Consider the following 13,095-nt stretch of genomic DNA (forward strand, 5'->3'; position numbering starts at 1 on the left):
GACACATGAACGACCTGCAAGCCCCCGCTCTCGACATCGAGGGCTTGAGCAAGAGCTACGGGCCGGTCCACGCCCTGCGCGCAGTGGACTTCACGCTGCGCACCGGCGAGGTCCGGGCGCTGCTCGGCAAGAACGGCGCGGGCAAGTCCACCCTAGTGAAGATCATCTCAGGGGCGGAGCATGCTGACGCGGGCACCATCCGGTTGAATGGCGAGGTCGTTGCCTGGCATGGTCCCGCGGACGCGCAGGCGCGCGGGGTCGGCATCGTCCACCAGGAACTGTCCCTGGTGCCGGGCCTCACCGTCGCCGAGAACATCTCCCTCGGCCGTTGGCCCCGGCGCGGGCGGTTCGGCGGCTTCGTCGACAGTTCCACGGTCAACGAGATCGCCGAGCGCGCGTTGGAACAGCTCGGCGAGCGGCTGCCGCTGTGGCGACCGGTCGGCACGTTGAGCCTGGCCGAGCAGCAGCTGGTGGAGATCGCCAAGGCGCTGGCGTGGGAGCCACGCATCCTGATCCTCGACGAGCCGACGAGCGCGCTCAACGCACACGAGGCCGATGCGCTGCTCGCTCTGGTGCGCAGGCTCGCCGGGACCGGTGTCTCCATCATCTACGTGTCACACCGGATGCAGGAGATCCCCCGGGTCGCCGACACGATGACCATCCTGCGCGACGGCGCCGAGGTCGCCACGCTCGGCGTCGGCGAAGCGAGTCCGGCCCAAGTGGCCGACATGATCGCGGGCGAGTCCGCCGAGCGGGTCGTCACTGGCGCCGAGTCCGTCCCCGAGGACGCCCCCACGGTTCTCGAGGCTGAGGGACTCACCAAGGAGCATCTGCTCGCGGGCGTGTCGTTCTCCCTGCGCGAAGGAGAAGTGCTCGGGCTGGCGGGCCTGCTCGGATCGGGCCGGACCGAGATCCTCGAAGCGATCTTCGGCGCACGCGACGACGTGCGCGGCGTGGTTCGGGTCCGCGGAGCCGAAGTCAGCAGGCGGACACCGGGCAGGATGCTGTCCCTGGGGGTGGGGCTGGCGTCGGAGGACCGCAAGACCGCGGGCATCGTCCCGATCCGCAGCGTGGCCGAGAACCTCATGCTGTCCGCGCGGGGGCGGGTCCTGCCCGGCTGGTGGATCCGGCCGGGTGCCGAGCGCGCGCTGGTGAACCGCCAGATCAAGGACCTGACCATCGCGACCGCCTCGGCCGAGACACTGATCGAATTCCTGTCCGGCGGGAACCAGCAGAAGGTCGTGATCGGCCGCCTGCTGGCGGCAGGGCTGAAGGTCCTGCTGCTCGACGAGCCCACCCGCGGCGTCGACATCCACGCCAAACTCCAGATCTACACGCTGATCCGTGCCCTCGCGCGCGAGGGGGTGTCGACCGTCTTCGTCTCCTCGGAACTGGAGGAACTCAGCGAAGTTTGCGACCGCGTCCTCGTGCTGCGCGAAGGAACGGTCGTCGGCACGCTGCGAGGCCGGCAGGCCACACCAGAGCGGCTGTTGTCGCTCGTCATGGGAGGAGACACCACCGATGCAGCTTGACGCAGTGACAACATCCGCCGGGCGTGGCCCATCCCAGCACCAGGTCTGGGACCGGTTGCGCGCGTGGGACAGCCTCGGGCTGTTCGTCGTCGTGATCGTCGTCTTCGGGGTCTTCGCCGCCACTGCGCCGAACTTCCTCACCCAGGACAACCTGCTGAACATCCTGCAGCAGACCGCCTTCTTCGGGATCATCGCCTTCGCGATGACGCTGGTCATCGTCGCGGGCGAGATCGACATCTCGGTCGGCGCCCAGACCGCCTTGACCTCCGCCCTGCTGGGCGTCCTCGTCGTGCAGGAAGGCTGGCCTTTCTGGCTGGCCTGCATCGCGGTGCTGGCGCAGGCGGTTGTCATCGGTGCGGTCGCCGGGTGGGTGCGGTCGCGGTTCGGGGTCCCGAGCTTCATCGTCACGCTCGCGCTCTACATGTCGCTGCGCGGGCTGGCGATGCTCGTCACCGACACCTTCGCCATCTCGATCGACTCCTCCGAATTCTTCTACTGGGGCGACGGGCGCGTGTTCGGGGTCGTCCCGATCGCGGCGGTTTACCTGGTCATCGCCTTTGTGGCGTTCGGCGTGGTCGCCCGCTACACCGTGTTCGGGCGGTCGGTCTACGCAGTCGGCGGCAACCCCAAGTCGGCGACCCTGTCCGGTATCCCGGTGACCCGGGTGCGGATGGCGGTGCTGGCTCTGACCGGGCTGACCGCGGGCATCACCGGCCTGCTCCAGTCGGCGCAACTGTCGTCCGGAACCCCGACGATCGCGGTCGGCCTGGAGTTCGACGCGATCGCCGCGGCGATCATCGGCGGTACCGCTCTGTCAGGCGGCAAGGGCACCATCTCCGGCACGTGCCTCGGCGCCCTCTTCGTCGCGATCCTCGCCAACGGCATGGTGCTGCTCGGGGTGAACCCGTATGGGCAGAACGTGGTGCGCGGCGGCATCGTCGTCGGCGCAGTGCTCGTCAACGTCCTGCGAAGCGCCAGAAGCGCGCGCCGCGCCTGAACTTCCCCTCACACGAAATGCGGAGCACCGAATGAGCATCACCGACATCGACGCGGACAGACTGGACCTGGTCCGACGGCACCTCTACACCCCCGTTGTCGGGGACGTACTCGACGCCATGGGCCGAACCCACCAGTTCCTGCCGCCCGAAATCCGGCCGCTGCTGCCCGGCGTGACCCTGGTCGGACGTGCGATGCCCGTCCTCATCACCGACGTGTTCGGACCACAAGCCCAGCCGTTCGGCAAGCTCACTGCGGCGCTGGACCAGCTCCAGCCCGGCGAGGTCTACCTGGCCCGCCGCGGCCGCGTGAACTGCGCGGCCTGGGGCGAGATCCTTACCGCGACCGCACGCATGCGCGGCGCCGTCGGCGCGGTCATCGACGGCTACCACCGGGACACCCCGAAGGTCGTCGAGCAGGCGTGGCCGGTGTTCTCTCGCGGCGGATACGCCCAGGACGCGGCTGTGCGCGCGTCGGTCGTCGACTACCGGGTGCCCATCGAGATCGACGGGGTCACGATCAGCCCGGGAGACCTGGTGATCGGCGACGTCGACGGTGTGGTGATCATTCCGGCCGACATCGAGCACGAGGTCCTCGAACGCGCGTTGGAGAAGGCCACCGCCGAGAAGACCGTCCGCGCGTCGATCGAGGCGGGCATGTCAAGCACCGAGGCCTTCGCCACCTACGGCATCCTCTGACACTTGGGACTCTGCATGATCAAGCTCAGTGAATTGCTCGCTCCCCAGCCCAGTGAGCTGTGGACACTGGTAAAGCAGTGCGGAGTGGACGATGTGGTCGCGCTGCTCGACGGCGGCGAACAAGAGGCGCGCTGGTTGCGCTCGGGCGACGTTGAGCAGCCGGTGGCCGTTGAGACCGAGGCCGCGCCGTGGAGCGAGGATGGACTGCGAGCCGTGGTCTCCCGGTTCGCCGAACACGGCCTGCGGGTCGTCGCGTTCGAGGACACCCCACCGATGGACGCCCTGCGGATGGGCCTCCCGGAAGGCGCCGAGGCACTGGCCCAGCTGCACGAGCAGATCCGGGCGATGGGGCGTCTAGGCATCGGGGTGCTCTGCTACAACTGGATGACCTTCGGCAGCTGGGCGCGCACGGCGCCCGCGATCGTCACCCGGGGCGGCGCGCTCACCACCGGCTTCAGCCTGGCCGACGCCCTGGCCATGCCGCGGCACCCGCGGGCGGACGAGGTCACCCACACCCAGCTTTGGGACGCGCTCGACCAGTTCCTCGACGTGACCCTGCCCGTCGCCGAGGAGGCGGGGGTCAAGTTGGCGCTGCACCCGGACGACCCACCGCTGCCGGAACTGCGCGGCGTCCCGCGCATCGCCAACTCCCTCGACGCCTACCGGCGGATCCAACGGGACCACCCGTCGCCATCGAACTGCATCACGTTCTGCCAGGGCAACTTCGCCCTGATGACCGACGACCTGCCCGCGGCCATCGAGGAGTTCCTGCCCAAGATCGCGTTCGTGCACTTCCGCGACGTCGCCGGCACGGTCGAGGATTTCGTCGAGACCTTCCACGACGCAGGCCCGACGGACCTGGCCCGCTGCATGCGGCTCTACGTGGAGGCGGGGTTCGACGGCCCGATGCGCCCCGACCACGTCCCCACCCTCGCCGGTGAGTCCAACGACCGCCCTGGCTACGCCACTCTTGGCAGGCTGTTCGCGCTCGGCTACATCCGAGGACTGCAACACGCCACCCTGAATTCGGCCGCGGATCGATGAACCCGCCGTTGGTGGCACTCGCGCCCGGCCGCGCCGGTCCACTTCACACGGCGTGGACCAGGCGGGCCAGGTCGTCGTCGAAGTGCTTCACCGGGCGGCACGGGGTGTGCAGCACCGGTGTGCCGACGATGATGATGGGGCGAACCGCACCGGTCATGAACAAACCGCCTTGGTCAGCGGGGATGAAGGATCTGCGGACAGGTCGAGCGTGGCCGGTGGATGGCCGGCTGCCACCAGGAGATCGCCGACCGCTGCGATCATCACGCCGTTGTCGGTGCACAGCGCGGGCGGCGGGACGCGCAGGGTGATGCCCGTGGCGGCACAGCGTTCCGCGGCCACCTCGCGCAGCCGGGAGTTCGCGGCCACGCCTCCGACGATCACCAGGGTGTCGATGCCGTGTTCCAGGCAGGCGGCGACGGCCTTGCGGGTGAGGACGTCGACCACGGCCTCCTGAAAGGAGGCGGCAACGTCCGGGACGGACAGGTCCGGGTTCTGTTCGACGTGACGGGCCACGGCGCTCTTGAGGCCGGAGAAGGAGAAGTCGAAGCCCTGGCCGAGCATGGCGCGGGGGAAGGCGATCGCGTTCCGGTCACCGTCGGCGGCCGAGCGGCTGACCGCGGGACCGCCCGGATAGGCCAGTCCGAGAAGGCGGGCGACCTTGTCGAACGCCTCGCCCGCCGCGTCGTCGCGGGTGTCGCCCAGGTGCACGATCGGGTCGCGGGCCAGGTCGTTGAGCAGCAACAGCGACGTGTGGCCGCCGGAGACGATCAGCGCGATCGAGCGGGCGGGCAGCGGGCCGTGCTCCAGAGTGTCGGCGGCTACGTGCCCGGCCAGATGGTGCACGCCGTACAGCGGCTTGCCCCAGCCCAGCGCGAGCGACTTGGCGGCGGCGAGCCCGGTCTGCAGCGCGGTCGCCAGTCCGGGGCCGGAGGTGACCGCTATCGCGTCGATGTCGCCGGGCTTGATGCCTGCCTGGTCCATGGCCGAGCGCAGGCAGGGCACCAGCGATTCCAGGTGCGCCCTGGCGGCGATCTCCGGGACGACGCCGCCGAACCGGGCGTGCTCGTCCATGGAGGAGGCCAGCGCTGCGCCCAGGATGCGCCCGTCGGCGACGATGCCGACGCCCGTCTCGTCGCACGAAGTCTCGATCCCCAGGACTACAGCCACACAACCCCCTTAATGCGAATAATTTGCAACTGAGAATTATATGCGGTTACGAGAAGCGCTGGACGTCGGAGGTCACCCTGAGCACGGGTGGGTTCACTGGGCCGGATCTCTCCTTTCGCCGGCGTGCCTGTTGCCTCTGCTACCGCGTTCCGGGCGGGTCAGAGTGCGGCGACTGCGTGTTGACGCTTTGAGGCTGGGAGGATACATTCCGGTAGATTTCACAGCAGTTCAGGGGAAATCCGGTGAGATGCCGGTGCGGACGCGCCACTGTATCCGGGGCCTAGACCTCGGGAGCCAGGTCGCCTGGACTGTCGTGACCTCATAGCACGGGACGCGTCATCCCTGAGGAGGCACTATGAGTGGCCTGTCCGGTCCCACCACAATTCCTTTGCCACGCCTGCGGCTCTGGCTGCTGGCCGTACCCGTCCTGCTCCTGATCGCCTACCTCGTCCTGATGGACAACGGGGCGGTCTCGCAGAGCGGCGCCTTCCTCCACGAACTCATGCACGACGGGCGGCACCTGCTCGGCGTGCCGTGTCACTAGGGGCGGGTGTGATCAAGACCCTGGTGGTCAGGGGGCTGCTGCTTGGCCTCCTGGCCGGATTCGTCGCGGGCGGATTCGCCTTCTTCTTCGGTGAGCCGCGCGTCGACAGCGCCATCGCACTCGAGGAGGCCGCCGCCGCGACTGCCGCTCCCGAACCCGAGCCCGCCGGGCACAGCCACGAGGTGGAGATCAGCCGACCGGTGCAGAAGGCCGGGCTGTTCCTGGCCACCGGGCTGTACGGCCTGGCCGTTGGCGGAGTCTTCGCGCTCGTCTACGCCGGGCTACGCGGCCGCGTCGGACCTCGCAACGACGGCGGGCTGGCGCTGGCGGCTGCGGGCACGGCGTTCGTGGCGATCATTCTCGCGCCGTTCCTGAAATATCCGGCCAACCCGCCTGCGGTCGGCGATCCGGAGACCATCAACAGCCGCACCGGCCTCTACGTGGTGATGGTCCTCGTCGGCCTGGCCGCGACCGCGATCGCGGTCGCGGTGGCCCGGCGGATCACGGCCGGATCGTGGCAGCGCTGGATCGGCGCGGTCGCCGCCTTCCTGGTGCCGGTGATCGCCGCGTGGGTGTTGCTGCCGACCGTCAACGAGGTTCCTCGAGGCTTCCCCGCTTCGCTGTTGTGGGAGTTCCGGGTGGCCTCGCTGGGCACGCAGCTGGTGTTCTGGACGGCGTTCGGTGTGCTGTTCGGGTGGGCCTGCGACCGGGCCGCCCGCCGTGCACACATCCTGGCCGCCGCCTGACCAGGGTGCTGTTCGTCCGGCATGCCAGCACGCCTGGCATGCGTGCTGCCCGCTTTCCCGCCGACGAGGCCGCTGACCGGGCGGAACTGGCGAGGGCCTCGGCTCTGGCCGGGAAGCTCGGGGACGCGCGGGTCGTGTGGGTCTCTCCCGCTCCGGCCGCCGCGCAGACCGCCGCGACGCTGGGGTGGGAGCCGCGGCCGGTCGCCGCGCTGGCCGAGGCCGATCACGGGCGTTGGCGCGGCCTGCTGTACAGCCAGGTCGCCCGGGACGAGCCGGAGGCCATGGCCGCCTGGCTCGCCGACCCGCACGCAGCCCCGCACGGCGGCGAGAGCCTGGCTGAGGCGGCGTCCCGTGTCGCTGCGTGGCTGGAGTCCGTGCGGGACCAGCCGAACGTCGTGGCGGTCTGCGATGTCGGCGTGATCCGGGCCGCCCTCGGCCACGCGCTCGGCCTCGACCCGTCGCGCGCCGCCCTCTTCGATCTCGCGCCGCTGTCCACCACGCGGCTCGCGCCCGGCCGTGGCGGGTGGCGCGTCGTTCACGTCAATGGGAAGGCCACGTTTTGACGATCACCTATCCGTTCAGCGCCGTCGTCGGGCTCGCCGATCTGAAGCTGGCCCTGCTGCTCAACGCCGTCTCGCCGCGGGTGGGCGGGGTGCTGGTGCGCGGTGAGAAGGGTACGGCCAAGTCCACGATCGTCCGCGCCCTGGCCGCCCAGCTGCCCGCTGTCGAGGTTGTGGCCGGGTGCCGGTTCGCGTGCGATCCGGTGGCGCCCGACCCCGGCTGTCCCGACGGGCCGCACGAGCCGGGCGAGCAGCGGGCGGTACGGCCGGCCGCGCTGGTCGAGCTGCCGGTGGGCGCCTCCGAGGACCGGCTGGTCGGTTCCCTGGACGTGGAGCGGGCGCTGACCGAGGGGGTGAAGGCGTTCGAGCCGGGCCTGCTGGCCGCCGCGCACCGTGGTGTGCTGTACGTCGACGAGGTGAACCTGCTGCACGATCACCTCGTCGACCTGCTGCTCGACGCGGCGGCGCTGGGCACCTGCTACGTCGAGCGGGAATCGGTGTCGGTACGGCACGCGGCGCGTTTCCTGCTGGTCGGCACCATGAATCCGGAGGAGGGCGAGCTGCGGCCGCAGCTTCTGGATCGTTTCGGCCTCACCGTCGAGGTGCGGGCGTCGAGGGATCCGCAGGAGCGGGCCGAGGTGATCCGGCGCAGGCTCGCGTTCGACGCCGATCCGGATGCTTTCGCGGCCCGCTGGACTTCGGCGGAGTCCGAGCTGGCCGAGCGGATCGCCCGGGCCAGGACGAGGCTGCCCGAGGTGCGGTTGCCGGATGCCCGGTTGCGGCAGATCTCCACGGTGTGCGCGGCGTTCGAGGTGGACGGGCTGCGGGCGGATCTGGTCACGGCCAACGCGGCCATCGCGCACGCCGCCTGGCACGGCCGGGACCGGGTGACGACCGAGGACGTGCGGGCGGCGGCGCGGCTGGCCTTGCCGCATCGGCGGCGGCGTGATCCGTTCGACGCGCCAGGGCTCGATGAGAAGCTGCTGGACCGGCTGCTGGACGAGACGTCGGGCGATGACGATGACGACCCGCCCAACGGCGGCTCAGATCCCGAAATTTCTGGACCCGATCCCGAGAGCTCCCCGCAGGGCAAGCCGGAGCAGGATCCGGCGACCGGCGCGGGACCGGAGCAGCAGGTGCGGAACGGCACGGATCAGCCTCCGCCCGACGCGGGGCAGGTCGAGCACGCCCCCGGGGCAGGGCAGCCGGATCCGGAGGCAGGGCGGCCGGGCTCCCGTGCGGGTCAGGCCGAACGCGACGCGGGGTGGGGCGAGCCTGACTCCGGGACAGGACGGCCCGATCCCGGTGCGGGGCAGGTGGCTGCGGTGGCGGCGCCGTACCGGGTCCCCCTCCTGGAGGTGCCCGGCATCGGCGAAGGCGCGGCGGGACGGCGCTCGCGCTCGCGCACCCCGCGCGGCCGGTCCACCGGCTCTCGTCAGCCGGAAGGCCGCCTGCGCGACCTGCACCTGACCGCGACCCTGCTGGCCGCCGCCCCTCACCAGCGAAAGCGGGGCAGGACCGGGTCGGGGCTGCGGCTGCGCCCCGAGGACCTGCGCGAGGTGGTCCGCGAGGGCCGCGAGGGCAACCTCGTCCTCTTCGTGGTCGACGCGAGCGGCTCGATGGCCGCGCGCAAGCGGATGACCGCGGTCAAGACGGCGGTGCTGAGCCTGCTGCTCGACGCCTACCAGCGCAGGGACAAGATCGGCCTGGTCACCTTCCGCGGCGACAGTGCCAGCGTGGCGCTCCCGCCAACCTCCTCGGTCGAGGCGGGAGCGGCCAGGCTGCGTTCGCTGCCGACCGGCGGCCGCACGCCGCTGGCGGCCGGGCTGATCGCGGCGGCGGAGGTGCTTCGGGTAGAGCGGTTGCGCGATCCGGACCGGCGTCCACTGCTGGTGCTGGTGACCGATGGGCGGGCCACTGCGGGCGGCGACGTGGACCGGGCCGCCGGACTGCTGCGCGGCACGGCGAGCGTGGTCGTGGACTGCGAGAGCGGCCCGGTGCGACTCGGCCTGGCCGTACGGCTGGCGGTAACGCTCGGTGCCGTAAGCCTGCCCCTCGACTCACTGGGCGAGCTGGGCTCGGTGGTACGCGACTATCGGAAGGCGAGCTGACATGCCTCAGGGCAAGCCGGAGAACGTGCCCGACGACGGGCTGACCACGCGGCAGCGCAGGACCAGGCCCTTGCTGATGGTCCACACCGGGCCGGGTAAGGGCAAGTCGACGGCGGCGTTCGGCATGGCGCTGCGCGCGTGGAACCAGGGCTGGCCGATCGGCGTGTTCCAGTTCGTCAAGTCGGCCAAGTGGCGCATCGGCGAGGAGCGGGCGCTGAAGGTCCTCGGCGACACCGGCGAGGGCGGTCCGGTGACCTGGCACAAGATGGGCGAGGGCTGGTCGTGGATCCAGCGCCCCGGCACGGAGGAGGACCACGCGCGAGACGCCCGTGAGGGCTGGGAGCAGATCAAGCGCGACCTGGCCGCCGAGACCTTCCGCTTCTACGTGCTGGACGAGTTCACCTACCCACTGAAGTGGGGCTGGCTCGACCTGGACGACGTGCTGGCGGCGCTGCTGGGCAGGCCGGGAAGCCAGCACGTTGTGATCACCGGCAGGGACGCGCCGGAGCGGCTGATCGAAGCGGCCGACCTGGTGACCGAGATGGGCAAGGTACGTCACCCGATGGACGCCGGGCAGAAGGGGCAGAAGGGCATCGAGTGGTAGTCCCGCGCCTGGTCATCGCCGCTCCCGCGTCCGGTAGCGGCAAGACGACGGTGGCGACCGGCCTGATGGCGGCCCTGCGGGCGCGCGGGCTGCGGGTCTCGCCGCACAAGGTGGGACCCGACTACATCGACCCCGGTTACCACGCCCTGGCCAGCGGCCGGCCAGGGCGCAACCTGGACCCGTGGCTGGCGGGCGAGGAGCGGATGGCGCCGTTGTTCCTGCACGGGGCGCGCGGGTGTGACATCGCCGTGGTCGAGGGCGTCATGGGGCTGTTCGACGGCAGGGGTGAGACCGACTTCGCCTCGACGGCGCACGTCGCCCGATTGCTGGACGCGCCGGTGGTGCTCGTGGTGGACGCCGCCCGGCAGAGCCGGTCGGTCGCAGCGGTCGTGCACGGCTTCGCGACCTTCGACCCGCGGGTACGGGTGGGCGGGGTGATCCTCAACCGGGTGGGCTCGGACCGGCACGAGGAGATGTGCCGTGCCGCGCTCGGGGATGTACCGGTCCTCGGGGTAGTCCGGCGGGACGACGCCGTGGCGACCCCCTCCCGTCACCTGGGACTGATCCCGGCGGCCGAGCGCGAGTCCGAGGCGTTGGCCGTCGTGGGGCGGCTGGGCGAGTTGACGGCCCGATCGTGCGACCTGGAAGCCTTGGTACGGCTGGCCGCTACGGCTCCCCCGCTCGACTCACGACCGTGGGAGCCTGACGTGGTCGCGCAGCCGTACAGGAAGACGGTCGCGGTGGCGGGCGGGGCGGCCTTCACCTTCGGCTACGCCGAGCACGTCGAGTTGCTGCGTGCGGCGGGCGCGGAGATCGCGGTGTTCGATCCGCTACGGGACGAACGGCTGCCCGAAGGGACAGAGGCGATCGTCATCGGCGGCGGCTTCCCCGAGGTCTACGCCGACCGGCTCGCTGCCAACGAGCCGCTGCGCAAGCAGGTGGCCGCCTTCGCCGGGCCCATCGCCGCGGAGTGCGCCGGGCTGCTCTACCTGTGCGAGGAGTTGGACGGGCTGCCGATGTGCGGCAGGGTGCCGGGCGTGGCCCGGATGACCGACCGGCTGACGCTCGGCTACCGGGAGGCGGTCTCCGGGACGTCGCTGCTGACCCGTGCAGGCGAGCGGTACCGCGGCCACGAGTTCCACCGCACCACGATCATCTCGCCGAAGGAGCCACTGTTCCGCTGGGAAGGCGGTGCCGACGGGTACGGCGACGCCCTCGTGACCGCGTCCTACCTGCATCTGCACTGGGCGGGCAGGCCGGAGCTGGCTCAGCGGCTGGTCACTCCTCCTCGCTCGCGATGGCGTTGATCGCCGCCACCGCCATCGCGCTGCCGCCCCGGCGGCCGTGCACGACCAGGTAGTCCAGGTCGCTCCTGGCCAGCGCTTCCTTGGACTCGGCCGCGCCGATGAAGCCCACCGGGAGACCCAGCACCGCAGCCGGGCGGCCCGCTCCCTCGGCGACCAGCTCCAGGAGCCGGAAGAGCGCGGTGGGGGCGTTGCCGATGGCCACCACCGAGCCGGCCAGCCGGTCGCGCCACAGCTCCAGCGCGGCGGCGCTGCGGGTGGTGCCCAGGCGTTCGGCCAGCGCCGGGACACCGGGGTCTGACAGCGTGCACAGGATCTCGTTGTCCGCCGGGAGGCGGCGGCGGGTGACGCCGGAGGCGACCATCATGGCGTCGCACAGGATCGGCGCTCCCGCACGCAGAGCGGTTCGGGCATGGGTGATCACCGAAGCGGACCAGCCCAGGTCGTGGGTCAGGTCGGTCATCCCGCAGGCGTGGATCATCCGGACCGCGACCTGGGCGACCTCCGGCGGCATCCCGCTCAGGTCGGCCTCGGCGCGGATGGTGGCGAACGACTGCCGGTAGATCTCGGCGCCGTCGCGGAGATAGTCGATCACGTCTGCCTTTCCTGGTATCCGCCGGGAGTGGCGACCATCTGGACGACCGGCCCGGGCGGCAACCCGCACAGGCGCTCGCAGCCCGCCCAGTGCACGGGACGGTCGGTGTGGCGCTCGTGGACCCAGCGGGCAGCGTCGGCCCGCACGTCGGCCAGGGACTTGGCACAGCCAGGGCTGCCGACGCACGCGGTGACGCCGACCCAGGGAGAGTCCGGGTCGGCGATGAATCCGTCTGGCACCCGGGGCAGGACGACCGTACGCCACGGGGTGAACCGCACCTCTTCGGCGGCTTCGGCCAGAGCGAGCAGTTGGCGCGGGGAAAGGCGGCCGAGCGGGATCAGCGCTTGGCTGGGGCCTGGCCTGGTCGAGGGTGGGGTGCCGGGCCAGGTGGTCCCCAGTTTCGTCCCGAGCGCCTCGGCTATGCGGGCAGGGCCCAGCTCGGATATGCGCCATTCGGTGGAGCGCAGCCGGAGGAACACCTCAGCGGTGTCCAACATGCCGGCCACGGTCCCCGGCAACCCGGTCTCCCGCCCGGCCAGCAACAGCCGCCCCTCCATCAGGGCCACGTCGGCTGCCAGGCCCGTCTCGCCGAGGGCGAACAAGAAGCGCCCAGGCAGCTCGGCCAGCTCGGGGCGAGCGCACAGGGCACGGTCCAGGTCGATGATCAGCTCTCTGTCGACGAGCGGCGAGGCGACGATGTTGCGTACCCGCTCGTGGGTCGGTGAGGGCAGCAGCCCGGCGGCGGCGATGCGTTCGGCGAACAACCCCAGATCCCGCAACCCGCGCAGTTGCAGGTTGGCCCGCGAGGTGAGCTCGATCACTCCCGAGCCCAGCTCCTCGGCGCACGCCGCCAAGGCACGCAGCTGTGAGGCGGAGAGCAAGCCGCCCGGGATGCGGACACGGGCCAGAGGCCCGTCGGCGGCCTGGTGCACCTGGAGCGCCCCCGGACAGGCGTCCCGACGCGTTCGTCCGACTATCGACACGTTGAGGATAGTAACGTCCATTCGCCCTGCCGTAGGCTTGCCCGCAGGCGAAGGTCAGGAGGAAGCCGGTGCGAATCCGGCGCGGTCCCGCCACTGTCACCGGGGAGCGAGCCCCCACCACAGGCCACCGAGAGGGAAGGCCGGGGGTGAGCGCCGATCCGGGAGCCAGGAGACTCCGGCCTTCGTGACACCCGCGACCGGGGCGAGGACC

General features: G+C 71.2%; 14 protein-coding genes and 1 riboswitch. Of the genes, 11 read left to right on the forward strand and 3 right to left on the reverse strand.

Annotated features, from left to right (window positions below):
• The first annotated feature begins 5 nt into the window (after window positions 1-5).
• The 4 genes from ABT294_RS03565 to ABT294_RS03580 all read left to right on the forward strand — a co-directional run bounded on the left by ABT294_RS03565 (window position 6) and on the right by ABT294_RS03580 (window position 4,270).
• The gene (locus ABT294_RS03565) at window positions 6-1,532 is read left to right on the forward strand and encodes a sugar ABC transporter ATP-binding protein (protein ID WP_350803241.1); all 1,527 of its coding nucleotides are present in this window, start codon (window positions 6-8) and stop codon (window positions 1,530-1,532) included.
• The gene (locus tag ABT294_RS03570; protein ID WP_350803243.1) at window positions 1,522-2,529 is read left to right on the forward strand and encodes an ABC transporter permease; all 1,008 of its coding nucleotides are present in this window, start codon (window positions 1,522-1,524) and stop codon (window positions 2,527-2,529) included. Before ABT294_RS03565 ends, ABT294_RS03570 begins: the two co-directional genes overlap by 11 nt.
• Before the next feature lie 31 nt (window positions 2,530-2,560).
• Window positions 2,561-3,226, forward strand: a complete 666-nt coding sequence (locus ABT294_RS03575) for an RraA family protein (protein WP_350803244.1) — start codon at window positions 2,561-2,563, stop codon at window positions 3,224-3,226.
• An 84-nt stretch (window positions 3,227-3,310) separates the two neighbouring features.
• Entirely contained in the window at window positions 3,311-4,270 is a 960-nt protein-coding gene (locus ABT294_RS03580; protein ID WP_502911946.1) for a mannonate dehydratase, read from the forward strand.
• A 153-nt stretch (window positions 4,271-4,423) separates the two neighbouring features.
• On the opposite strand, the gene tsaD is transcribed toward ABT294_RS03580, so the two are convergent.
• On the reverse strand, window positions 4,424-5,437 hold the full coding sequence (gene tsaD, locus ABT294_RS03585; protein WP_350803246.1) for a tRNA (adenosine(37)-N6)-threonylcarbamoyltransferase complex transferase subunit TsaD: 1,014 nt from the start codon (window positions 5,435-5,437) through the stop codon (window positions 4,424-4,426).
• Between the two features lie 23 nt (window positions 5,438-5,460).
• Here tsaD and ABT294_RS03590 point away from each other — a divergent pair, with 23 nt between their 5' ends.
• The 7 genes from ABT294_RS03590 (at window position 5,461) to ABT294_RS03620 (ending at window position 11,309) form a co-directional block, all read left to right on the forward strand.
• Window positions 5,461-5,628, forward strand: coding sequence for a (2Fe-2S)-binding protein (locus tag ABT294_RS03590; protein WP_350803247.1), 168 nt, complete (start codon window positions 5,461-5,463; stop codon window positions 5,626-5,628).
• Between the two features lie 164 nt (window positions 5,629-5,792).
• The gene (locus tag ABT294_RS03595; protein ID WP_350803248.1) at window positions 5,793-5,981 is read left to right on the forward strand and encodes a CbtB domain-containing protein; all 189 of its coding nucleotides are present in this window, start codon (window positions 5,793-5,795) and stop codon (window positions 5,979-5,981) included.
• Window positions 5,982-5,989: 8 nt separating this feature from the next.
• Complete coding sequence (locus ABT294_RS03600) at window positions 5,990-6,727, forward strand: CbtA family protein (RefSeq protein WP_350803250.1); 738 nt, start codon at window positions 5,990-5,992, stop codon at window positions 6,725-6,727.
• Between the two features lie 5 nt (window positions 6,728-6,732).
• Entirely contained in the window at window positions 6,733-7,290 is a 558-nt protein-coding gene (locus tag ABT294_RS03605; protein WP_350803339.1) for a histidine phosphatase family protein, read from the forward strand.
• Window positions 7,287-9,398, forward strand: coding sequence for a putative cobaltochelatase (locus ABT294_RS03610; protein ID WP_350803251.1), 2,112 nt, complete (start codon window positions 7,287-7,289; stop codon window positions 9,396-9,398). Before ABT294_RS03605 ends, ABT294_RS03610 begins: the two co-directional genes overlap by 4 nt.
• 1 nt (window position 9,399) lies before the next feature.
• Entirely contained in the window at window positions 9,400-10,002 is a 603-nt protein-coding gene (cobO, locus tag ABT294_RS03615; protein ID WP_350803252.1) for a cob(I)yrinic acid a,c-diamide adenosyltransferase, read from the forward strand.
• Window positions 9,996-11,309: a cobyrinic acid a,c-diamide synthase CobB gene (locus ABT294_RS03620; protein ID WP_502911947.1), complete on the forward strand. Its 1,314-nt coding sequence runs from the start codon at window positions 9,996-9,998 to the stop codon at window positions 11,307-11,309. The genes cobO and ABT294_RS03620 overlap by 7 nt, the downstream gene beginning before the upstream one ends.
• On the opposite strand, the gene ABT294_RS03625 is transcribed toward ABT294_RS03620, so the two are convergent.
• Entirely contained in the window at window positions 11,281-11,901 is a 621-nt protein-coding gene (locus tag ABT294_RS03625; RefSeq protein ID WP_350803254.1) for a precorrin-8X methylmutase, read from the reverse strand. The genes ABT294_RS03620 and ABT294_RS03625 overlap by 29 nt on opposite strands.
• The gene (locus ABT294_RS03630; protein WP_350803255.1) at window positions 11,898-12,884 is read right to left on the reverse strand and encodes a ferredoxin-like domain-containing protein; all 987 of its coding nucleotides are present in this window, start codon (window positions 12,882-12,884) and stop codon (window positions 11,898-11,900) included. The genes ABT294_RS03625 and ABT294_RS03630 overlap by 4 nt, the downstream gene beginning before the upstream one ends.
• 16 nt (window positions 12,885-12,900) lie before the next feature.
• Window positions 12,901-13,082, forward strand: a riboswitch (cobalamin riboswitch).
• Window positions 13,083-13,095 lie beyond the last annotated feature (13 nt).

Source organism: Nonomuraea sp. NPDC000554, assembly GCF_040300065.1.
Taxonomy (GTDB): Bacteria; Actinomycetota; Actinomycetes; order Streptosporangiales; family Streptosporangiaceae; genus Nonomuraea.

What these genes read in the sequence shown, in the direction of transcription:
- ABT294_RS03565 (WP_350803241.1), top strand. Translation starts at nt 6, where the DNA reads ATGAACGACCTGCAAGCCCCCGCTCTCGACATCGAGGGCTTGAGCAAG.
- ABT294_RS03570 (WP_350803243.1), top strand. Translation starts at nt 1,522, where the DNA reads ATGCAGCTTGACGCAGTGACAACATCCGCCGGGCGTGGCCCATCCCAG.
- ABT294_RS03575 (WP_350803244.1), top strand. Translation starts at nt 2,561, where the DNA reads ATGAGCATCACCGACATCGACGCGGACAGACTGGACCTGGTCCGACGG.
- ABT294_RS03595 (WP_350803248.1), top strand. Translation starts at nt 5,793, where the DNA reads ATGAGTGGCCTGTCCGGTCCCACCACAATTCCTTTGCCACGCCTGCGG.
- cobO (WP_350803252.1), top strand. Translation starts at nt 9,400, where the DNA reads ATGCCTCAGGGCAAGCCGGAGAACGTGCCCGACGACGGGCTGACCACG.